Source organism: Mycobacterium sp. NGS33 (assembly GCF_059812885.1).
Genome location: NZ_JCALDN010000010.1, coordinates 133,495 through 153,068, shown reverse-complemented (window position 1 = coordinate 153,068; position 19,574 = coordinate 133,495). Strand labels below are relative to the sequence as shown.

At 69.2% G+C, this 19,574-nt stretch carries 22 protein-coding genes, 1 pseudogene and 1 riboswitch; of the genes and pseudogenes, 11 read left to right on the top strand and 12 right to left on the bottom strand.

What is annotated here, in order from left to right:
* Positions 1–841 (bottom strand): DUF3027 domain-containing protein (locus tag AC5Y5B_RS17345; protein WP_500006003.1); only part of this gene is annotated, 841 nt, incomplete at its 3' end.
* Positions 842–971: 130 nt separating this feature from the next.
* On the opposite strand from AC5Y5B_RS17345, the gene AC5Y5B_RS17340 reads away from it, so the two are divergent.
* Both AC5Y5B_RS17340 and AC5Y5B_RS17335 read left to right on the top strand, forming a co-directional pair.
* Positions 972–2,615 carry an MFS transporter gene (locus AC5Y5B_RS17340; protein ID WP_500006005.1) on the top strand — a complete coding sequence of 548 codons (1,644 nt, stop codon included), beginning with the start codon at positions 972–974 and terminating at the stop codon, positions 2,613–2,615.
* Entirely contained in the window at positions 2,612–3,112 is a 501-nt protein-coding gene (locus tag AC5Y5B_RS17335; protein WP_500006002.1) for a DUF2771 domain-containing protein, read from the top strand. The genes AC5Y5B_RS17340 and AC5Y5B_RS17335 overlap by 4 nt, the downstream gene beginning before the upstream one ends.
* Before the next feature lie 81 nt (positions 3,113–3,193).
* On the opposite strand, the gene AC5Y5B_RS17330 is transcribed toward AC5Y5B_RS17335, so the two are convergent.
* Together AC5Y5B_RS17330 and AC5Y5B_RS17325 are read right to left on the bottom strand one after the other, a co-directional pair.
* Positions 3,194–4,198, bottom strand: coding sequence for a glutathione S-transferase family protein (locus AC5Y5B_RS17330; protein WP_112634942.1), 1,005 nt, complete (start codon positions 4,196–4,198; stop codon positions 3,194–3,196).
* A gap of 32 nt (positions 4,199–4,230) precedes the next feature.
* On the bottom strand, positions 4,231–4,638 hold the full coding sequence (locus AC5Y5B_RS17325) for a cold-shock protein (protein WP_007777168.1): 408 nt from the start codon (positions 4,636–4,638) through the stop codon (positions 4,231–4,233).
* A 165-nt stretch (positions 4,639–4,803) separates the two neighbouring features.
* Between AC5Y5B_RS17325 and AC5Y5B_RS17320 the strand changes: the two genes are divergently transcribed.
* From AC5Y5B_RS17320 to AC5Y5B_RS17305, 4 genes are all read left to right on the top strand, one after another.
* Positions 4,804–5,211, top strand: a complete 408-nt coding sequence (locus AC5Y5B_RS17320; RefSeq protein WP_112634941.1) for a YccF domain-containing protein — start codon at positions 4,804–4,806, stop codon at positions 5,209–5,211.
* A complete protein-coding gene (moaA, locus tag AC5Y5B_RS17315; RefSeq protein WP_500006001.1) occupies positions 5,208–6,287 on the top strand; it encodes a GTP 3',8-cyclase MoaA in 1,080 nt (359 codons plus the stop codon). The genes AC5Y5B_RS17320 and moaA overlap by 4 nt, the downstream gene beginning before the upstream one ends.
* Before the next feature lie 4 nt (positions 6,288–6,291).
* Positions 6,292–6,570 carry a MoaD/ThiS family protein gene (locus AC5Y5B_RS17310; protein ID WP_112634939.1) on the top strand — a complete coding sequence of 93 codons (279 nt, stop codon included), beginning with the start codon at positions 6,292–6,294 and terminating at the stop codon, positions 6,568–6,570.
* Positions 6,571–6,804: 234 nt separating this feature from the next.
* Positions 6,805–6,989, top strand: a riboswitch (cyclic di-AMP (ydaO/yuaA leader).
* Between the two features lie 13 nt (positions 6,990–7,002).
* A complete protein-coding gene (locus AC5Y5B_RS17305; RefSeq protein WP_500006000.1) occupies positions 7,003–7,809 on the top strand; it encodes a transglycosylase family protein in 807 nt (268 codons plus the stop codon).
* 110 nt (positions 7,810–7,919) lie between these two features.
* On the opposite strand, the gene AC5Y5B_RS17300 is transcribed toward AC5Y5B_RS17305, so the two are convergent.
* Genes AC5Y5B_RS17300 through AC5Y5B_RS17285 form a run of 4 tightly spaced genes read right to left on the bottom strand, consistent with a single transcriptional unit; the run spans position 7,920 to position 9,560 of the window.
* Positions 7,920–8,345: a molybdenum cofactor biosynthesis protein MoaE gene (locus AC5Y5B_RS17300; protein WP_112635833.1), complete on the bottom strand. Its 426-nt coding sequence runs from the start codon at positions 8,343–8,345 to the stop codon at positions 7,920–7,922.
* Entirely contained in the window at positions 8,342–8,824 is a 483-nt protein-coding gene (locus AC5Y5B_RS17295; protein WP_112635841.1) for a MogA/MoaB family molybdenum cofactor biosynthesis protein, read from the bottom strand. The genes AC5Y5B_RS17300 and AC5Y5B_RS17295 overlap by 4 nt, the downstream gene beginning before the upstream one ends.
* Positions 8,821–9,351 carry a cyclic pyranopterin monophosphate synthase MoaC gene (gene moaC, locus AC5Y5B_RS17290; protein WP_112635835.1) on the bottom strand — a complete coding sequence of 177 codons (531 nt, stop codon included), beginning with the start codon at positions 9,349–9,351 and terminating at the stop codon, positions 8,821–8,823. Before moaC ends, AC5Y5B_RS17295 begins: the two co-directional genes overlap by 4 nt.
* 8 nt (positions 9,352–9,359) lie before the next feature.
* Complete coding sequence (locus AC5Y5B_RS17285; protein WP_067351092.1) at positions 9,360–9,560, bottom strand: hypothetical protein; 201 nt, start codon at positions 9,558–9,560, stop codon at positions 9,360–9,362.
* 150 nt (positions 9,561–9,710) lie between these two features.
* Between AC5Y5B_RS17285 and AC5Y5B_RS17280 the strand changes: the two genes are divergently transcribed.
* Positions 9,711–11,969: a helicase-associated domain-containing protein gene (locus tag AC5Y5B_RS17280; protein ID WP_500005999.1), complete on the top strand. Its 2,259-nt coding sequence runs from the start codon at positions 9,711–9,713 to the stop codon at positions 11,967–11,969.
* 41 nt (positions 11,970–12,010) lie between these two features.
* Complete coding sequence (locus AC5Y5B_RS17275; RefSeq protein WP_500005998.1) at positions 12,011–13,660, top strand: DNA repair helicase XPB; 1,650 nt, start codon at positions 12,011–12,013, stop codon at positions 13,658–13,660.
* On the opposite strand, the gene AC5Y5B_RS17270 is transcribed toward AC5Y5B_RS17275, so the two are convergent.
* From AC5Y5B_RS17270 to AC5Y5B_RS17260, 3 genes and pseudogenes are all read right to left on the bottom strand, one after another.
* Positions 13,657–14,802, bottom strand: coding sequence for a thiolase family protein (locus AC5Y5B_RS17270; RefSeq protein ID WP_112630894.1), 1,146 nt, complete (start codon positions 14,800–14,802; stop codon positions 13,657–13,659). The genes AC5Y5B_RS17275 and AC5Y5B_RS17270 overlap by 4 nt on opposite strands.
* A 23-nt stretch (positions 14,803–14,825) precedes the next feature.
* Positions 14,826–14,924: pseudogene (locus tag AC5Y5B_RS17265) on the bottom strand (hypothetical protein); the annotation flags it as partial.
* Positions 14,925–15,350 carry a Zn-ribbon domain-containing OB-fold protein gene (locus tag AC5Y5B_RS17260; RefSeq protein WP_500005997.1) on the bottom strand — a complete coding sequence of 142 codons (426 nt, stop codon included), beginning with the start codon at positions 15,348–15,350 and terminating at the stop codon, positions 14,925–14,927. It abuts the pseudogene before it with no gap.
* Between the two features lie 130 nt (positions 15,351–15,480).
* On the opposite strand from AC5Y5B_RS17260, the gene AC5Y5B_RS17255 reads away from it, so the two are divergent.
* Positions 15,481–15,774 (top strand): putative quinol monooxygenase, encoded by a 294-nt coding sequence (locus AC5Y5B_RS17255; RefSeq protein ID WP_112630898.1) that lies wholly within the window; start codon positions 15,481–15,483, stop codon positions 15,772–15,774.
* Between the two features lie 4 nt (positions 15,775–15,778).
* On the opposite strand, the gene AC5Y5B_RS17250 is transcribed toward AC5Y5B_RS17255, so the two are convergent.
* Positions 15,779–16,768 (bottom strand): LLM class F420-dependent oxidoreductase, encoded by a 990-nt coding sequence (locus AC5Y5B_RS17250; RefSeq protein ID WP_500005996.1) that lies wholly within the window; start codon positions 16,766–16,768, stop codon positions 15,779–15,781.
* A 29-nt stretch (positions 16,769–16,797) separates the two neighbouring features.
* Positions 16,798–17,334, bottom strand: a complete 537-nt coding sequence (locus tag AC5Y5B_RS17245; RefSeq protein WP_500005995.1) for a TetR/AcrR family transcriptional regulator — start codon at positions 17,332–17,334, stop codon at positions 16,798–16,800.
* Positions 17,335–17,412: 78 nt separating this feature from the next.
* Between AC5Y5B_RS17245 and AC5Y5B_RS17240 the strand changes: the two genes are divergently transcribed.
* Both AC5Y5B_RS17240 and AC5Y5B_RS17235 read left to right on the top strand, forming a co-directional pair.
* The gene (locus tag AC5Y5B_RS17240) at positions 17,413–18,621 is read left to right on the top strand and encodes an FAD-dependent monooxygenase (protein ID WP_500005994.1); all 1,209 of its coding nucleotides are present in this window, start codon (positions 17,413–17,415) and stop codon (positions 18,619–18,621) included.
* Between the two features lie 60 nt (positions 18,622–18,681).
* Positions 18,682–19,548, top strand: a complete 867-nt coding sequence (locus AC5Y5B_RS17235; RefSeq protein ID WP_112630906.1) for an LLM class F420-dependent oxidoreductase — start codon at positions 18,682–18,684, stop codon at positions 19,546–19,548.
* Positions 19,549–19,574: the final 26 nt, after the last annotated feature.

The window sequence follows — 19,574 nt, the reverse complement described above, 5'->3', positions numbered from 1 at the left end:
TCTCGGATTCCCCCGGCGCCGCAGGGGTCTCGGCGGACACCTCAGGCGAGGCCGACGGTTCGACCGGCGTCTGGGTGACGTCCAGCAGGCCGTCGTCGTACGGCTCGTACGCGGGCGACCCGGTGCCCGCCGGGGCGGGTGTGTCCGAGTGGGCGCCGCAGCCGTAGAGCTTGTCGACGATGTGGCCGTCGGCCGACAGTTCGTTGCCGCACACGCCGAACAGCGCGCCCAGCGATCCCGACAGCGGCAGGAAGAAGCCACAGTCGCGGCACACCCGCTTGGTGGACCGCGCCATCGGCGAGTCGGGCCCGTAATCGCCGGCGCGCCAGCGTTCGGCAGTGTCCGATCGGCCCTCGGCGCTCATCACCCAGCGCCGGCCCAGCCCGATCTCGGCGGCGGTCTCGTCAACCTGGGGATCACCGCTGGCGGTGTAGCCAGGAACCAGCCGGGGATCGTCGGCGGCGGGCGCCAGCAGGTCGCCGGGGCTCAGGTCGCCGGGCCGCACCCGCTGGTCCCACGGCACCCATTTGGGTGCCAGCAATGCGGTCGGCCCGGGCACCAGCACGACCTCGCTGATGGTCGCGTGGTCGGCGCCGGGATAGGCGGCGACGACGACGGCCCATTGCCAACCCTGGTAGCCGGGCAGGTGCGCCAGGAAGCGGTGGGTGGCGCTGCTCGGGTCTTCGTAGCCGACGCCCAGGTAGTCGCCGACCATCTCCGGTGCGCTGAACTCCACGACGGCGGCCCTGGCCTGGTCTGCGGCGCCCGTGAGCACCGCCGCCAACCCCTCGGGCCAGTCGGCCCCGGTCGACCTGGCGGATGCCTCGATAGGTCTGGTCACGCTGTCTTCTTTCTGCATTGCGTTTCCAATACTAGGTTGGCGAGCCACGCCCCGTTACCTGCAGACGCATCCAGGCGGCATAGGGGAGAATTGCGACGTGTCTGGACGGCGGCAAAACGACCCGGGCCGAGTGGCCTCTCAGCCGGGCCGCCGGCCCCGCAAGAGCGCCCAACATCCGGGCGCGGCCAACTACCCCGCGGGCGACGATGCCGATCGGCGCGCCCGCCGTCCGTCGCCCATGCCGAGCGCCAACCGCTACTTGCCCCCGCTGGGCCACCAGCCGGAGCGCAATCGCAGCAACGAGGCGCCACCGCGTAGCCCGGCGTCCGGTGAGCGGATCACCGTCACCCGCGCCGCGGCACTGCGCAGCCGCGAAATGGGTTCGCGCATGTACTGGATGGTGCAGCGCGCCGCGACGGCCGACGGCGCCGACAAGTCCGGCCTGACGGCGCTGACGTGGCCCGTGGTGGCCAACTTCGCGGTGGACGCGGCGATGGCCGTCGCGCTGGCCAACACGTTGTTCTTCGCCGCTGCCACTGGCGAGAGCAAGGGCCGGGTCGCCCTGTATCTGCTGATCACCATCGCGCCGTTCGCGGTGATCGCACCGCTGATCGGGCCCGCGCTGGACCGGCTGCAGCACGGCCGTCGCGCTGCGCTGGCCGCGTCGTTCGCCCTGCGCACCGCGCTGGCGGTGCTGCTGGTCATGAACTACGACGGCGCCACCGGCAGCTTCCCGTCCTGGGTGCTTTATCCGTGTGCGCTCGCGATGATGGTGTTCTCCAAGTCGTTCAGCGTGCTGCGCAGCGCCGTGACCCCACGGGTGATGCCGCCGACCATCGACCTGGTGCGCGTCAACGCCCGCCTGACCATGTTCGGCCTGCTGGGCGGCACCATCGTCGGCGGCGCGATCGCCGGTGGTGTCGAGTTCGTCTGCACCCACCTGTTCAAGCTGCCCGGGGCGTTGTTCGTGGTGATCGCGGTGACGATCGCCGGCGCGATGCTGTCCATGCGGATACCGCGCTGGGTCGAGGTGACCGCCGGCGAGGTTCCCGCCACCCTGAGTTACCGGCAGGACAGCGAACCGCTGCGGCGCAGCTGGCACCAGGAAGTCAGCGGGGCGCTTCGACAACCGTTGGGGCGCAACATCATCACCTCGCTGTGGGGCAACTGCACCATCAAGGTCATGGTCGGCTTCCTGTTCCTCTACCCCGCGTTCGTCGCCAAGGCGCATCAGGCCAACGGCTGGGCCCAGGTCGCCATGCTCGGAGTGATCGGCGCCGCGGCCGGGATCGGCAATTTCGTCGGCAACTTCACCAGCGCGCGCCTGAAGCTGGGCAGGCCCGCCGCGCTGGTGGTGCGCTGCACGGTGGCGGTGAGCGCGGTCGCGCTGGCCGCCGCGGTGGCCGGCAACCTGGTGGTGGCCGTGATCGCCACCCTGGTCACGTCGGGCGCCAGCGCCATCGCCAAGGCGTCCCTGGACGCGTCGCTGCAGAACGACCTGCCCGAGGAATCCCGCGCCTCGGGCTTCGGGCGCTCGGAGTCGACGCTGCAATTGGCGTGGGTCCTCGGCGGCGCGGTGGGGGTGTTGGTGTACACCGAACTGTGGGTCGGCTTCACCGCGGTCACTGCGCTGCTCATCCTGGGCCTGGCGCAGACGCTTGTCAGCTTCCGCGGCAACTCACTGATTCCCGGCCTGGGAGGAAACAGGCCAATCATGGTCGAGCAGGAGGGCAAGCGCCGCGGTGCCGGCGCCGCGGCGGTGGTCGCCGAGTGAAACCGCAACGCAAGCGGGGTGTGGCCGTGCTGCTCGCCTGCCTGGTGGCCGTGCTCTGCGCCGGCGCGGGGGTGGGCACCTGGCTGCTGGTGGGGCGCTCCGGCCCGCAGCACCCCGAGATCAGCGCCTATTCGCACGGGCATCTGACGCGGGTGGGGCCCTACCTGTATTGCAACGTGCTCAACCTCGAAGACTGCGAGTCGCCGCAGAACCAGGGCGAGCTACGGGTCACCGAGCGCTACCCCATTCAGCTTTCGGTGCCGGACGCCATCTACCGGGCACCGTGGCGGCTGCTGCAGGTCTACGACGACCCAACGAATACCACCAGCACCCTCTTTCGGCCCGGCACCCGCTTCGCCGTGACGATCCCCTCGGTCGACCCGCATCGCGGGCGCCTGGCCGGGATCGTCGTGCAGCTGCTGACGTTGGCGGTGGATCCCGCAGGGGAGCTGCACGACGTGCCCCACGCGGAATGGTCGGTGCGGCTGACCTTCTGAGGTCGCCTTTCGGGCGAACGCGGACTTGTCGGGGGAAACACCACTGTGCGCCCAACAAGTCGACGTTCGGCGGAGAAACCGTCAAGCCCCGTGGCCGGCCGGCACGCGTTCACCGTCGACGGGCGGCCCGGGCGGCGTTCCCTGCCCGAAGGGCTTGCCGCCCAAGGCTTCTCGCCCGTGGGGGGTCAGCCATCCGGCCAGGTCCGGACCCTTGGGCACGATCCGGGTGGGATTGATGTCGGCGTGCACGATGTAGTAGTGCTGCTTGATCTGGACGAAGTCCACGGTGTCCCCGAAACCCGGCGTCTGGAACAGGTCGCGCGCGTAGGCCCACAGCACCGGCATCTCGCTCAGTTTGCTGCGGTTGCATTTGAAGTGTCCGTGATAGACCGGGTCGAAGCGGGCCAGCGTGGTGAACAGCCGCACGTCGGCCTCGGTGATGGTGTCGCCCACCAGGAATCGCTGATCGGTCAGCCGTTCGCTCACCCAATCCAGGGCGGTGAACAACCGGTCATACGCCGCTTCGTAGGCCTGCTGCGAGCCGGCGAACCCGCACCGGTACACACCGTTGTTGATCTCGGTGTAGACCCGCTTGCTCACCTCGTCGATCTCGTCGCGCAGGTGCTCGGGATACAGCTCGGGCGCACCGTCGCGGTGGTAGGCCGACCATTGCGTCGAGAAGTCGAGCGTCATCTGCGCGAAGTCGTTGGTGACGACCGCCCCGGTCGGCACATCCACGATCGCCGGGACCGTGATGCCCTTGGGGTAGTCGGGGAACCGCTTGAAGTAGGCGTCCTGCAGCCGCGGAATCTTCAGCACCGGGTCGACGCCGCCGGGATCGAGATCGAACGTCCAACTGCGCTCGTCGTGGGTGGGGCCACAAAAGCCAATGGAGAGAACGCTTTCCAGGCCCAACAAACGGCGCACGATGATCGCGCGGTTCGCCCAGGGGCACGCACGCGCGACGATCAGCCGGTACCGGCCGGGCTCGACGGGGTAACCGTCGCGCCCATCGGCGGTGATGCGGGTGCTGATGTAGTTGGTGTCGCGGGTGAATTCGCCCGCTTGCGCGATATAGGAAGCCATAGCTCCCATAGTCGCTCAATAACGAGCCGACGTCAGGCGTCGAGTTCCCGCGCGACGGCCTTGACCACCTCGGAGACCCGGCGGGCGGTCTTGCGGTCCGGGTAGCGACCCTTGCGCAGCTCGGGCTGCACGGTGCTTTCCAGCAGGGTGATCATGTCCTCGACCATGCCGTGCAGCTCGTCGGGGTTGTGCTTGTGCTCGGCCGGCGCCTCGCGACGGGTCTTGGTGAGGCTGGGCGGCGGCTCAATCAGCTTGAGGCTCAACGCTTGCGGTCCGCGCCGTCCGGAGGCGATGCCGAACTCCACCCGCTGGCCCGCCTTGAGGCCCTCGACCCCGGCGGGCAACGCCGACGAGCGGACGTAGACGTCTTCGCCGTCCTCTTGCGACAGGAAGCCGAAACCCTTGTCAGCGTCGTACCACTTAACCTTGCCCGTCGGCACTGGACTCACCTGCTTGTCTAACGGATCAATAGAAATCGCCAACACAATAAGCGTCCCGCCTGCGCAGGACGCCGTATTAGGAGTCTGATCCTACTCGGATGCCCGGGTAACGAGCACCCCCGTTATTCCTCACTCGGTACGCTTGGTAATACCCGCGGAGGAGATATGCGCCTGATCCTGAACGTCATCTGGTTGATATTCGGCGGCCTGTGGATGGCCGTCGGGTACCTGGCTGCGGCGCTGCTCAGCTTCCTGCTCATCATCACCATCCCGTTCGGCTTCGCGTCGCTGCGCATCGCCTCCTACGCGCTGTGGCCGTTCGGGCGCACGATCGTGGACAAGCCGACCGCGGGGTCCGCCGCGCTGATCGGCAACGTCATCTGGGTGGTGCTGTTCGGCGTGTGGCTGGCGATCGGCCATCTGGTCAGCGCCGCGGCGATGGCGCTCACGATCGTGGGCCTCCCGCTGGCGCTGGCCAACCTCAAATTGATCCCGGTGTCGTTGATGCCGCTGGGCAAGCAGATCGTCCCGGTCGGCTCGCCGGTGCACTACGCCCCGCCGGTGGCCGCATGACGCTGACGACGCTGGGCCTCCCGTCGGTACCGAGCCGCGACGGCCCGGCCGTGCCCGCCGACGCTCCCGCCACCGGGCCGCTGGTGGACACCTATGGCCGGGTCGCCACCGACCTGCGGGTCTCGCTGACCGATCGCTGCAACCTGCGGTGCAGCTATTGCATGCCGGCCGAGGGCCTGAACTGGCTGCCCGGCGAGCAGCTGCTGAGCGCCGACGAGCTGGCCAGGCTGATGCGCATCGCGGTCACCCGGCTGGGCGTGACCAGCGTGCGCTTCACCGGCGGCGAACCGCTGCTGGCGCGCCACCTCGAAGAGGTGGTCACCGCGGCCGCCGCCCTGCGGCCCCGGCCGGAGATCTCGCTGACCACCAACGGTGTCGGGCTGGCGCGGCGCGCCGCCGCGCTCGCGGCGGCGGGCCTGAACCGCGTCAACGTCTCGCTGGACAGCGTGGATCGGCGCCATTTCGCGGCCATCACCCGCCGCGACCGGCTCACCGACGTGCTGGCCGGCCTGGCCGCCGCCAACGACGCGGGCCTGACGCCGGTGAAGGTGAACGCGGTGCTCGACCCCGCCACCGGGCGCGAGGACGTGGTGGGACTGTTGCGGTTCTGCCTCGAGCACGGCTACCAACTGCGCGTCATCGAGCAGATGCCGCTGGATGCCGGGCACCAGTGGCGCCGGGATGCCGCGCTGAGCGCCGACGACGTGCTGGCGGCCCTGCGCCCGCACTTCCGGCTGCGCCCCGACCCGGCGCCGCGCGGCTCGGCCCCCGCCGAGCTCTGGCTGGTCGACACGGGCCCGGGCACCCCGAGCGGGAAGTTCGGCGTCATCGCCTCGGTTTCGCACGCGTTCTGCGCGGCCTGTGACCGCACCCGGTTGACGGCCGACGGCCAGATCCGCAGCTGTCTGTTCGCCGAACAGGAGACCGACCTGCGCGGCCTGCTGCGCGGCGGCGGGTCCGACGACGCGATCGAGGCGGCGTGGCGTACCGCGATGTGGGGCAAGCCCGCCGGACACGGCATCAACGACCCCAACTTCATCCAGCCCGACCGCCCGATGAGCGCGATCGGTGGCTAGCCCGATGGGACAGACCCCTGTCCAAGCAAACGGAATCCAGGTGACGGTGCGCTACTTCGCCGCCGCCCGCGCGGCCGCTGACGTCGAGTCCGAGACGGTGGTGCTGCGCCCCGGCACCACGGTCGGCGAACTGGTGGGGCGGCTCGCCGCGCGAGGGTCCCGCCTCGCCACGGTATTGACGCGGTGCTCATACCTGCGCGACGGGATCGCCGTGCGCGACGAGACCGTGACGTTGCAATCCGGTGACACAATCGATGTCCTGCCGCCCTTTTCTGGCGGCTGAAACTGTGAGTTATCTCACGTAACGGATTTATAACGGCGCGGTCACGCTGCGATATCGCCCACTATGACCTGCGCAAACACCTCGTGTTCCTGGGGTTTTCGCAGATGGCCGAGAGGGAAACGCCGGGTTTCGCAAGACGTGACGAGACCAACAGAAACCGTTACCGTCTCCGAAGGCTCGCCAGCCATCCCGATTGGCGACCTCCCCTCCCTATCGCGCCGAGCTCCATCCAATAGGCGGGGGCCACCGAACTACATGGATGGAGACGGGGGACCCACCGGTCCACCGTGATCGGACTGGGGCCGCTCGCGGCTCCTAGGGGTGAAGCCGGCGTCGTCCGCTTGAGGACAACGTCGGCCGGGTGGCCTCTCCAACCCGAACCCGACAGCTGACCTCGCAGGCGCGTGACGAGAGAGGAATACCCCGGCGCGTATGAGTGGACGTCACCGTAAGCCCAGCAGTTCAAACATCAGCGTCGCCAAGATCGCCTTCACCGGTGCGGTTCTTGGTGGCGGCAGCATCGCCCTTGCCGGCCAAGCGGCCGCGGCCACCGACGGTGAATGGGATCAGGTAGCCCGTTGCGAATCCGGTGGCAACTGGGCCATCAACACCGGTAACGGCTACCACGGCGGCGTGCAGTTCAGCGCGAGCACCTGGGCGTCGCACGGCGGCGGCCAGTACGCCCCGTCGGCCGAACTCGCCACCAAGGAACAGCAGATCGCCGTCGCCGAGCGGGTTCTCGCCACCCAGGGCCGTGGCGCCTGGCCCGTGTGCGGCGGGCCCCTGTCGGGTCCCACGCAGCGCGACCTGCCCGCTCCGGCCGGCCTGGACGCGCCCGGCCTCAACGGTGCGCCCGCGCCGCTGGCGCCGCCCGCCGACGCGCCCCCGCCGGACGCTCCCCCGCCCGCTCCGGTGCAACTGGCCTCGTTCGACCGGCCCGCAGCGCCGGACGCCCCGCCGCCACCGCCGGCGGACCTGCCGCCCGCGCCTCCGGCGGACGCCCTCCCGCCCGCGCCTCCGGCCGACGCCCCGCCGCCGGCCGACGCCATGCCGCCCGCGCCCCCCGCGGACGCTCCGCCCGTCGTGGACACGGACTTCCACGGCTTCGTACCGGCCGGCATGCCTCAGCACGTCGAGGACACCGCCTACACGCAGCAGCTGTGGGACGCGATCCGGGCGCAGGACGTTCAGGGCAACGACGCGCTGGACGCTCTCGCTCAGCCGTCACCCAGCGCCTAACGCCGCCAGACTCCCCACACGCCCCGAAAACCCTCCTCTTCGGGGCGTGTTGGGCACGGCGCATCACTCGCCACCACGCGCCGTTCGCGACGGGGGTCGCGGCCAGGACGTCAGGCCGAGCCCACCCACTCCTCGGTTCCGTCGGCGAAAAATTGGTGCTTCCACACCGGAAGCCGGGCCTTGATGGTGTCCACCAGATGCGCGCAGGTGGCAAACGCCGCCTGCCGGTGATCGGCGGCGACCGCCGCCACCAGGGCCGCCTCTCCGATGCGCAGCGCGCCGATCCGGTGGCTGGCGGCTACGGCACGCACACCGCTGGATTGCCCGGCCACATCGGCGACCACGTCGGCGATGACCTGCTCGGCCGACGGGTGCGCGGAGTACTCGAGCCGCACCACGCGCCGTCCGCCGTCGTGGTCGCGGATCACGCCGACGAACCCCACGATGGCCCCGGCCGACTGATGGCCCACCAACTCTTCATGCTCGGCCAGTGAAATCGGGTGCTCGGTCATGGCAGCGCGCACCACGAGCGTCATCGCTGGTGATCTTTACCGGCGAGTTGGTCGAGCGCGTGATCCAGCACATCGGCGAGCACTCCGAGGCCGTCGCGCACCCCGCCGGGCGAACCGGGCAGGTTGACGATCAGCGTCTGGCCGGCCACGCCGCACACGCCGCGCGACAGCACCGACGTCGGCACCTTGGGCAGGCCCGACTGGCGGATCACTTCGGCCAGCCCCGGGATCAGGTAGTCGACGACGGCCACGGTCTGGTCCGGGGTGCTGTCGCTCGGCGAGATGCCGGTGCCACCCGAGGTGATGATGACGTCGACTTCGGCGTCGATCGCCGTGCGCAGCGCGTCGCCGACCGGCGGCCCGTCGGCGACGACTTCGGGCTGCTCGGCCGAAAAGCCGCGCTCGGCCAGCCATTCGGTGATGATCGGGCCGCATCGGTCGTCGTACACGCCCGACGACGCGCGGGTCGAGGCGATGATGACGCGGGCTGAACGGGTGCTCATGGGCGCGCCCACCTTCCGGTCTTGCCGCCTTCCTTGCGCAGCACTCGAATGTCGTCGATCCGTGCGGCCGGGTCTACCGCCTTGATCATGTCGTAGAGCGTCAGGCCCGCGACGCTGACGGCCGTGAGCGCTTCCATCTCCACCCCCGTGCGGTCGGTGCTTCGCACCGTTGCGATGATCTCGATCTCAGATTCGCCTACCGTGAAGTCGATGTCGACCCCCGTGAGCGCGAGCTGATGACATAGCGGGACGAGGTCGCTGGTGCGCTTGGCTGCCTGAATCCCGGCCACCCGGGCGGTGGCCAGCGCGTCGCCCTTGGGCAGGCCACCGGTCGAGATCAGCGCCACCACGTGCGCCGAGGTGCGCAGGACACCCGCGGCGACCGCGGTCCGCTTGGTTGCTACCTTCTCGCTGACGTCGACCATGTGCGCCGCGCCGTGGTCGTCCAGATGCGACAGCCCGCCCGAGCCGGGCTCGTTGGAGGCCCAGTTCGCCGAGGATTGCGAGGCCTCAGAGGCCCTGGCCATCTGGCGACCTACCGATTGACGACGGTGACCGGGTGCAGGTAGGGCAGCTCGGTGGAGGGCAGCGGGAACACCAGCTCGCCGAAGGGCGACAGCGCACCCGTGCGATCGGTCACGAGTTCGCTGACCGCGTGGTCGTCGGGGTCCGTCGTCGGCCAGCCATTGTCGACGTACTTGGTCTTGCGCGCTTTGCCCTCTGCAGTGTCAGCCACGACGTCCATTCTTACAGGTGGCAATGCGCGTGTGGCGCAAGACCGGAGTTCGCGACGCGTCGCCGTCGGACTCAGGGGCATGTGCCCAGGTGCGTCGATGGGCCGTCGAGGTCTGCTCGGTAGCCGCGACCTGCTTTACGCTGGTCAGCAATGACCGACAACACCCCGGATATCCCGCTGGGGTCGTGGCTGGCCGAGTTATCCGATGAGCAGCTGATCCGACTGTTGGAGTTGCGGCCGGACCTCGCCCAGCCCCCGCCCGGCAGCATCGCCGCACTGGCCGCCCGCGCCCAGGCCCGCCAGTCGATCAAGGCCGGCACCGACGACCTGGACTTCCTGCGCCTGGCCGTGCTCGACGCGCTGCTGGTGCTGCAGGCCGACGCCGAGCCGGTGCCCACCCCGAAGCTGCTGGCGCTGATCGGTGACCGCGCCCCCGAAGCCGATGTCCTGGAGGCGGTCGACGACCTGCGGCAACGCGCCTTGGTCTGGGGCGAGGCCACGCTGCGGGTCGCCCCTGACGCCGCGACGGGCATGCCGTGGCATCCGGGTCAGGTCATCCTCGAGGACACCTCGCGCAGCGCCGAGCAGATCGCCGCCCTGATCGACGACCTCAGCCAGGCACAGCTCGACGTTGTGGAGAAGCTTCTCGAGGGCTCGCCGATGGGACGCACCCGTGACGCCGCGCCCGGTGCGCCCGCCGACCGGCCGGTGCCCCAGCTGCTGGCCATGGGCCTGCTGCGGCGCATCGACGCCGAGACGGTGATCCTGCCCCGCCACGTCGGGCAGCTGTTGCGCGGCGAGCAGCCCGGCCCCACGCAACTGACGGCACCCGACCCGGTGGTGTCGACCACCACGCCCGAGGATGCCGACGCCGCGGCCGCCGGGGCCGTCATCGACCTGCTGCGCGAGGTCGACGTCCTGCTCGAAACCCTTTCCACCGCGCCGGTTTCCGAGCTGCGCAGCGGCGGCCTGGGGATCCGTGAAGTCAAACGGCTGAGCAAGGTGACCGGCATCGAGGAGCAGCGGCTGGGCCTGCTCCTCGAAGTCGCGGCCGCGGCCGGATTGATCGCAAGCGGCATGCCCGACCCCGAACCGGTCACCGGCGAGGCACCGTACTGGGCGCCGACGATCGCCACCGACCGCTACACGGCGATGTCGGTCGCCGAGCGCTGGCAGCTGTTGGCCAGCAGCTGGCTGGACCTGCCCGGGCGCCCGGCCCTGATCGGCAGTCGCGGCCCCGACGCCAAGCCCTACGGGGCCCTCACCGACGGGCTGTACTCCACGGCCGCGCCGCTGGATCGCCGGCTGTTGCTGGGCATGCTGTCCGAGCTGCCCCCCGGCGCCGGCGTCGACGCGGCGGCGGCCTCGGCGGCGCTGATCTGGCGGCGGCCGCGCTGGGCCAAGCGGTTGCAGCCGGGGCCCGTCGGGGATCTGCTCGCCGAGAGCAACGCCCTGGGCCTGGTGGGCCGCGGCGCGATCAGCACGCCCGGCCGCGCGCTGCTCGACGACGACGGCGATCCGCAGCTTGCCATTGAGGCGATGAACCGGGCGCTGCCCAAACCGGTCGATCACTTCCTGGTGCAGGCGGATTTGACGGTGGTCGTGCCCGGGCCGCTGGAACGCGACCTGGCCGAGGAACTCGCCGTCGTGGCCACCGTCGAATCCGCGGGCACCGCAATGGTGTACCGCGTCAGCGAGCAGTCGATCCGGCACGCGCTCGATGTCGGCAAGACGCGCGACTGGATGCATTCGCTGTTCGCCAACCATTCCACAACGCCGGTGCCCCAAGGCCTCACCTATTTGATCGACGACGTCGCGCGACGGCACGGGCAGCTGCGGATCGGCATGGCCTCGTCGTTCGTGCGCTGCGAGGACCCAGCGCTGCTGGCCCAGGCAGTGGCCGCTCCGGCGACCGAAGAGGTGCAGCTGCGGGCCCTGGCGCCGACGGTCGCGGTGTCGCCCGCGCCCATCGGCGAGGTGCTCACCGCGTTGCGCGCCGCGGGGTTCGCCCCGGCCGCCGAGGACTCCTCTGGAGCCATCGTCGACGTCCGTCCGCGTGGCGCCAGGGTGGCCACCCCGCAGCAACGCCGGCCGTACCGCCCGGCCCGGCGCCCCAATACCGACAGCCTCCACGCGGTGGTGGCGGTGCTGCGTAAGGTGACCGCCGCACCGTTCGGCAACGTCCGCGTCGACCCGGCGGTCACCATGACGCAGCTGCAGCGCGCGGCCAGGGAACAAGAGACCCTGGTCATCGGTTATCTGGATGCGGCGGGGGTGGCCACCCAGCGCGTGGTGTCGCCCATCACCATCAAGGGCGGCCAGTTGGTGGCGTTCGATTCCGCGTCCGGCCGGTTGCGTGACTTCGCCATCCACCGCATCACGTCGGTCGTGTCGGCCACCGCTCGATAATGGGTGGCATGCCCACGCAGAGGAGGAGGAGTGGCGCTTAGATGACTGACGGACCGTTGATCGTGCAGTCCGACAAGACGGTGCTGCTCGAGGTGGACCACGAGCTGGCAGGCGCGGCGCGCGCCGCCATCGCGCCGTTCGCCGAGCTCGAACGCGCGCCCGAACACGTGCACACCTACCGCATCACGCCGCTGGCGCTGTGGAACGCCCGCGCGGCCGGCCACGACGCCGAGCAGGTGGTCGACGCGCTGGTCAGCTTCTCGCGCTACGCGGTGCCGCAGCCGCTGCTGGTCGACATCGTCGACACCATGGCCCGCTACGGCCGCCTGCAGCTGGTGAAGAATCCCGCGCACGGTCTGACGCTGGTGAGCCTGGATCGCGCGGTGCTCGAAGAGGTGCTGCGCAACAAGAAGATTGCCCCCATGCTCGGCGCCCGGATCGACGACGACACCGTCATCGTCCACCCCAGCGAGCGCGGCCGGGTCAAGCAGAGGCTGCTCAAGATCGGTTGGCCCGCCGAGGATCTCGCGGGCTACGTCGACGGCGAAGCGCACCCGATCAGCCTGGCCCAGGACGGCTGGCACCTGCGCGACTATCAGCAGATGGCCACCGACTCGTTCTGGTCCGGCGGATCGGGCGTGGTGGTGCTGCCCTGCGGCGCCGGCAAGACGCTGGTGGGCGCGGCCGCCATGGCGAAAGCCGGCGCGACGACACTGATTCTGGTCACCAACATCGTCGCGGCGCGCCAATGGAAGCGCGAGCTGATCGCCCGCACGTCGCTCACCGAGGACGAGATCGGCGAATACTCCGGCGAACGCAAGGAGATCCGACCGGTCACCATTTCGACCTATCAGATGATCACTCGCCGCACCAAGGGCGAATACCGGCACCTCGAGCTCTTCGACAGCCGCGACTGGGGCCTGATCATCTACGACGAGGTTCACCTGTTGCCGGCGCCAGTGTTCCGGATGACCGCCGATCTGCAGTCCAAGCGACGCCTCGGGCTGACCGCCACGCTAGTCCGCGAGGACGGCCGCGAGGGGGACGTGTTCTCCCTGATCGGCCCGAAACGCTATGACGCGCCATGGAAGGACATCGAGGCGCAGGGGTGGATCGCGCCGGCCGAGTGCGTCGAGGTGCGGGTCACCATGACCGACAACGAGCGGATGCTCTACGCCACCGCCGAACCCGAAGAGCGCTACAAGCTGTGCTCGACGGTGCACACCAAAATCGCTGTGGTCAAGTCGATCCTGGCCAAGCATCCCGGCGAGCAGACGCTGGTGATCGGCGCCTACCTCGATCAGCTCGACGAACTCGGCGCGGAGCTCAACGCCCCGGTGATCCAGGGTTCCACCCGCACCAAGGAACGCGAAGAGCTGTTCGACGCCTTCCGCCGCGGCGAGTTGTCCACCTTGGTGGTGTCCAAAGTCGCCAACTTCTCCATCGACTTACCGGAAGCCTCTGTGGCAGTGCAGGTCTCGGGGACATTCGGCTCACGCCAAGAGGAGGCGCAGCGGCTCGGGCGGCTGCTGCGGCCCAAGTCCGACGGCGGGGGTGCCATCTTCTATTCCGTGGTGGCGCGCGACAGCCTGGACGCCGAGTACGCCGCGCATCGGCAGCGCTTCCTGGCCGAGCAGGGTTACGGCTACATCATCCGCGACGCGGATGACCTGCTGGGTCCGGCGATTTAACGCGACAGGATGGTCGCCGACGCGGTGCCGGGCGCGCCGTACACCTGGGCCAGGCCGACGCGCGGATTGCCCGGTACCTGGCGCTCCCCCGCCTCGCCACGCAACTGCCGCACCAGCTCGTGCATCTGCCGCAGGCCCGACGCACCGATCGGCTCGCCGTTGGCGATCAGGCCGCCGTCGGTGTTGACCGGCATCGAGCCGTGGATCTCGGTGGCGCCGTCGGCCAGCAGCTTTTCTTGCTCGCCGTCCGCGCACAGACCCGTCTCGGCCATGTGAATCACCTCGGCGCCGGCATCGGTGTCCTGCAACTGGGCGATGTCGACGTCCTCCGGACCGATGCCCGCCGCCTCGTAGGCGGCCTTGGCGGCGTAGACCGTCGGTGAGGCGTCCTCGTCCAGCGGCGCCGACGTGGCGTGCACCTCGTAGGCGCCGAAGCGCCGGGTCCGAATCTCGCAGGCGCGCACATAGACTGGCTTGTCGGTGAACTTCTCGGCCATGTCGGCGCGACACATGATGACCGCGGCCGCGCCCTCGTCGGGCGCGCAGAACATGTACTGCGTCAACGGGTAGTTCAGCGCGGGCGAGGCGAGGATCTCCTCGACGGAAATCTCCTTGCGCCGGAACGCATTCGGGTTCAGCGCGCCGTTGCGGAAGTTCTTGTTGGCCACCCGAGCCAGCGTCTCCTGGGAGATGTTGTGGTCGTGGATGTACTTGTTGGCCTTCATCCCGAAGAACTTGGTGGTGACGAACTGGCCGTTGTTGGCGTACCACTGCGGCAGCGCCAGCTTGGCGGGGTCATCGGTGAAGGCGCCGCGCGGGTGTTTGTCGAGGCCGATGGCGATGCCGATGTCGTACTTGCCCAGCCGGATGGTGTCGGCGGTCTGCTGGATGGCGCTGGCCGCGGTGGCGCAGGCGTTGAACACGTTGGTGAACGTGATGCCGGTCAGCCCGACCAGCCGGGTCACCGCGTCGGGATTGGAGACTTCGTAGCTGCCGCCGAAGCCGAATTGGATGTCCTTCCAGTCCACGCCGGCGTCTTTGAGGGCGAGTTGGACGGCCTCGGCGCCCATCTGCATCGCGGTCTTGTCGAACCTGCCGAAAGGGTGCAGGCCCACGCCGATGATGGCGACATCGTTGGTCATCTCAGGCTCCTCAGAGTTCGATGGTGGCGACCCGCTTCGCCCGGCTGCGCCGCGCTCACGATCGCCACTGGTTGATGGTGGCGACCCGCTTCGCCCGGCTGCGCCGCGCTCACGATCGCCACTCAGACCGGCTGGAATGCGAAGGTGATGATTTCGGCGCCCTCGTCGTCGGTGGCGAACGGCACCATGGTCAGCTCGACTTCCTGGCCGAACTGCAGCTTGGCCGGGTCGTTCTCGGTCAGCCGGCCTTCGACGCGGATGACTGCTTCTTCTCCCAAGCCGAGCTGAACCAACCCCACGCCGAACGGCACGAAGTCCTTACCGGTCGGACCGGCATAGGGGGCGCCGGGCGGGAAGCCCTGGGTGGTCCACGCCACCAGCGTTCCGCGGCGGGGCAACAGCACCTCGGACATCTCATCGGCGCTGCACCGCGGGCACCACTGCTGCACCGGGAAGGTGGTCGCCTCGCAGCTGCCACATCGGCTGCCGATCAGCTGCGGGCTCTCATCGGGCCAGGTAGAGATCTCAGGGGCGAGTGCCTTCTGCATCGAGGATCCTCCACAATCCGCCACAGAACATTGCTCACTGAACCGTATAACAGCTTTCCGAAAAGTGGAAACCGCATTCTCATCTTCGGGAGGACGTCGATGGGCTGAAGCGCAGCGATATGTTGGGCGCATGACGGTCACGGTGATACTCGAGCTCCGATTCAAGCCCGACGAGGTCGCCGCGGGGCGCGAGCTGATGGGCCGGGCGCTACAGGACACCCGGGCGTTCGACGGGAACGTGCGCACCGACGTGCTCGTCGACGAGGACGACGAAGCGCACTGGCTCATCTACGAAATCTGGGAGTCGGTCGAGCACGACGAGGCCTACCGCGCCTTCCGCGCCGGCGAGGGCAAGCTGACGCAGCTTCCCCCGCTGCTCGCCGCGCCACCGGCCAAGACGAGGTACCTCACCAGCGACGTGTAACGCGCTAACTCAGCGCGGGCATGACCTCACGCTCGAACAACTCGATGCCCGAGCGGTCATAGGCGGCCTCGGGGAAGTAGCAGATCGCGTACTCGCAGCCGAGGTCGCGGATCTTGGTGAGCCGCTCGATGACCTGTTCCGGTGTGCCCGTTGCCGAATCGGGGCCGCTGGTCCCGGCGATCATCGCGTCCGCCGAAGCCTCACCGACGTAGCCGGCCAGGCGGTCGCGGACCCGCCGCAGCCGGTCTTCGACGTCGGCCTCCGACGCGCCCACGATGGCGTTGACGTTGACCGAACGCACGATGGCGCCGAAGTCGGTGCCCACGTCGCGGCAGTGCTCGGCCAGCACGCCCGACTTGTGCGCGAACGCCTCCGGCTCGGGAGTGAAGTTGGTGTACTGCGCGTACCGGGCGGCGATCCGCAGCGTCACCTTTTCGCCACCGCCGGCGATCCACAGCGGAATCCCGTTGCCCTGCAAGGGCTTAGGCGCAACAATCGCGCCCTCGACCTGGTAGTGCCTGCCGTCGAAGCTGACCTTGCCGTCGCGCCAGGCACCGCGCATGATCTGCACGCCCTCGTCCAGGCGGCCCAATCGCACACCCGCCGAGGGGAATCCGTATCCGTAGGCGCGCCATTCGTGTTCGTACCAGCCGCCACCGATGCCCATCTGAATGCGCCCACCCGAGATGATGTCGGCCGTCGCGGCGACCTTGGCGAGATAGACGGGGTTGCGATAGCTCATCGCCGTACACATCTGGCCCAGTTTGATCCGCGACGTGGTGGCCGCATAGGCGGCCATCAGTGACCAGGCCTCGTGTGTGGCTTCCCCGGTCGGCACGGGCACGGTGTGGAAATGGTCGTAGACCCACAGCGAGTCCCACCTGCCCCTGTCCGCGTGGTCGGCCAGTTCGCGCATCACCGCCCAATGATTTTCGGGTTCGATGCCGACCAGATCCATTCGCCAGCCCTGCGGGATGAAGAGACCAAAGCGCATACCCGGACTGTAGCCGCAGCCCTCCCGCCTCACCCGCCCAGCGCGTCGAGCGCGGCCGCGACCGACTTCTCGCGCAGCTCCTTGTGCGGGGAATCGGGGAACTGCACGCAACAGTCCTGCAGGCCGCCGAACGCGACCACCGCCCGCGTGGATTGCGCGAGCGTCGGCTTATTCCCGAACACCAGCCTGGCCAGCCGCTCACGCCAGGCCAGCACGGTGTCGATGAGGTCGAGGTCGATCAGCGTCGACAGCTCGGTCAACAACAGCACCAGGTCCCGGCGGTGCCGGTAGTGGAGGTCGAAATAGCCCTCGAGCAATTCGCGAACGTCGTTGTCACCGCGGCCCTCGTGGTCGGCGACGAACCGCTCACCCTCGTCGATCAGCGGCACCAGGATGCTGCGCACCAGATCCTCGCGGGACGGAAAGTGGTAATACAGCGCGGGTTTGGTGATGCCCAGCTGATTCGCGATGTCCTGCAGGCTGGTGCGCTGCACGCCGCGCTGCAAAAACAGCTCGCGGGCGACCTCTTGGATGCGCTCGCGGGTGTCCGACCGGGGCCTGCTCACCCCACGAGCTTATCTGACTTACCGATAGGTAAGTGGGATGCTACGCTTACCGAACGTTAAGTAAGTGTGGGAGGCGCCATGCGGATACTCATCTCCGGTGCCAGCATCGCCGGCCCGGTCCTGGCGTACTGGCTGACCCGGTACGGCTTCGACGTCACCGTGGTCGAGCGCGCACCGACGCTGCGCAAAACCGGTGGCCACGCCGTGGACTTGTTCCGTCCCGCAATGGAGATCTCGGCGAAGATGCGTGTCCTGCCGCGCATCGAGGCGCGCGCCACCGGAACGGACCGGCTGACGCTGCACCGGGAAGGCCGGACGAAGCCCAGCCGGATCGACCTCACCAAGATCTACGCGGCCACCTCCGACCGGCACGTGGAAATCATGCGCGACGACCTCAGCGAGATCTACTACGACGCCGCGCGCGACGACGTCGAGTATCTGTTCGGTGATTCGATCACCGGGATCGAGCACGACGGCACCGTGACCTTCGAGCACGGCCCGGCGCGCACGTTCGACGTGATCGTGGGCGCCGACGGCCTGCACTCCAATGTGCGGCGCCTGACCTTCGGCGACGACGCGGACCTGACCCGCTTCCTCGGCGGCTACCTGTCGGTGGTCTCGGCGCCCAAGTCGCTGGTGGCGCCCGGCGAAATGGTCGCCCACGTGGGGGTCAGCCGCTTCGCCGGCATCTACACCGCCGACCACCTGGACGACGCCCGCGCGGTGTTCATGTTCCGCAGCAAGGCGGAATTGGGCTACGACCATCACGATGCGTTGCGCCAGAAGCGATTACTGCGGGACGCGTTCACCGGGATGCACGACCAGGTGGACGGCTGGCTGGGTGAGCTGGAGCGCACGCCCACCTTCTACTTCGACTCCATCACCCAGCTGCGCACCGACCGGTGGTCGCGCCGCCGGGTCACCCTGGTCGGGGACGCCGGATACTGCCCGGGCCCCGCGGTAGGCGGCAGCACCAGCCTCGCCGTGCTCGGGGCCTACGTGCTGGCCGGCGAGCTCGCCGAGGCGGACGGCGACCACCTGCGCGCCTTCGCCGCCTACGAACTCCGCATGCGTGAACCGGTGCACCGCAGCCGGTCCTTTGCCCGCGGGGCGGCCAAGGGCGTCATCCCCGGTTCACGAATCGGCCTGTGGACGTTGACCCGTGGGGCCCAACTGGTCTCGGCGATGCCGGGATCGCTGTCGCGGTCCTTGGCGAAGCTGAACACCAAGGGCGTGCGGATGCACGACTCGATGCCGGTCCCCGAGTACACCTTCGGTGACGTCTGACAGCATGTTGCGTAGAGCGGCGGGCGCGAGCCACCGCGCGCCACGACGGGAAGGCTGCACATGAAACTGACCGGGGTGGGAATCTGGAGCAGTCAACTGCGCTACGGCGACCCCGCCGAATCCTCCGACGCCGCAGCGGAACTCGACGAACTGGGCTTCCCGGCGCTGTGGATACCCGACGTCGGCGGCCCGGTGTTCGACGCGGTGGGTCATCTGCTCGGCGCGACCAAGCGGACCGTGATCGCCACCGGAATCCTGAACCTGTGGATGCATTCGCCGTCCGAGGTCGCCGAGTCCTACGCGACCCTGACCGCCGAACACGGTGACCGGTTCCTGCTGGGAATCGGCGTCAGCCACGCGCCGCTGATCGACGCCGGCCAACCCGGTCGCTACCGCAAACCGCTGGCGGCGACGGCGTCGTTCCTGGACGGCCTGGATGCCGCGCTGCGGCCGGTTCCCATCGAACGCCGGGTTCTTGCCGCGCTCGGCCCCAAGATGCTGACGCTGGCCGCGACCCGGGCCGGCGGCGCCCACCCATACCTGGTCACGCCCGAGCACACCGCGTCCGCCCGCGCGACGCTGGGGGGCGGGCCGCTGCTGCTGCCCGAACAGACGGTGATCCTGACCGACAGCGCCGAGGAGGCCCGCCAGATCGGAACCGATTGGCTGCGATCGTATTTGGCGTTGCCCAACTACGCCAACAACCTGCTGCGCAGCGGCTTCTCCGAGGAGGACCTATCGCAGGTGAGCGATCGGCTCTTCGACGCGATCATCGCGTGGGGCGATGAAGAGGCCGTCATGCGCCGCGTCGCCGAGCATCGTTCCGCGGGCGCCGACCACGTCTGCGTCCAAGTGCTGCGGGCCGATCCTCGCGCGTTCCCGCGTGAGGAATGGCGCCGAATCGCCGCCGCCTCCCGGGAGGGGTGACCGGCCGCCGCGACGCGGCCTAGGGT

What these genes read in the sequence shown, in the direction of transcription:
- AC5Y5B_RS17295 (WP_112635841.1), bottom strand. Translation starts at nt 8,824, where the DNA reads ATGAGCACCCGTTCAGCCCGCGTCATCATCGCCTCGACCCGCGCGTCG.
- AC5Y5B_RS17235 (WP_112630906.1), top strand. Translation starts at nt 18,682, where the DNA reads ATGAAACTGACCGGGGTGGGAATCTGGAGCAGTCAACTGCGCTACGGC.
- AC5Y5B_RS17310 (WP_112634939.1), top strand. Translation starts at nt 6,292, where the DNA reads ATGGGACAGACCCCTGTCCAAGCAAACGGAATCCAGGTGACGGTGCGC.
- AC5Y5B_RS17260 (WP_500005997.1), bottom strand. Translation starts at nt 15,350, where the DNA reads ATGCAGAAGGCACTCGCCCCTGAGATCTCTACCTGGCCCGATGAGAGC.
- AC5Y5B_RS17240 (WP_500005994.1), top strand. Translation starts at nt 17,413, where the DNA reads ATGCGGATACTCATCTCCGGTGCCAGCATCGCCGGCCCGGTCCTGGCG.
- AC5Y5B_RS17320 (WP_112634941.1), top strand. Translation starts at nt 4,804, where the DNA reads ATGCGCCTGATCCTGAACGTCATCTGGTTGATATTCGGCGGCCTGTGG.
- AC5Y5B_RS17280 (WP_500005999.1), top strand. Translation starts at nt 9,711, where the DNA reads ATGACCGACAACACCCCGGATATCCCGCTGGGGTCGTGGCTGGCCGAG.
- AC5Y5B_RS17305 (WP_500006000.1), top strand. Translation starts at nt 7,003, where the DNA reads ATGAGTGGACGTCACCGTAAGCCCAGCAGTTCAAACATCAGCGTCGCC.
- moaC (WP_112635835.1), bottom strand. Translation starts at nt 9,351, where the DNA reads ATGGCCAGGGCCTCTGAGGCCTCGCAATCCTCGGCGAACTGGGCCTCC.
- AC5Y5B_RS17250 (WP_500005996.1), bottom strand. Translation starts at nt 16,768, where the DNA reads ATGCGCTTTGGTCTCTTCATCCCGCAGGGCTGGCGAATGGATCTGGTC.
- AC5Y5B_RS17300 (WP_112635833.1), bottom strand. Translation starts at nt 8,345, where the DNA reads ATGACGCTCGTGGTGCGCGCTGCCATGACCGAGCACCCGATTTCACTG.
- AC5Y5B_RS17275 (WP_500005998.1), top strand. Translation starts at nt 12,011, where the DNA reads ATGACTGACGGACCGTTGATCGTGCAGTCCGACAAGACGGTGCTGCTC.
- AC5Y5B_RS17255 (WP_112630898.1), top strand. Translation starts at nt 15,481, where the DNA reads ATGACGGTCACGGTGATACTCGAGCTCCGATTCAAGCCCGACGAGGTC.
- AC5Y5B_RS17270 (WP_112630894.1), bottom strand. Translation starts at nt 14,802, where the DNA reads ATGACCAACGATGTCGCCATCATCGGCGTGGGCCTGCACCCTTTCGGC.
- AC5Y5B_RS17330 (WP_112634942.1), bottom strand. Translation starts at nt 4,198, where the DNA reads ATGGCTTCCTATATCGCGCAAGCGGGCGAATTCACCCGCGACACCAAC.
- moaA (WP_500006001.1), top strand. Translation starts at nt 5,208, where the DNA reads ATGACGCTGACGACGCTGGGCCTCCCGTCGGTACCGAGCCGCGACGGC.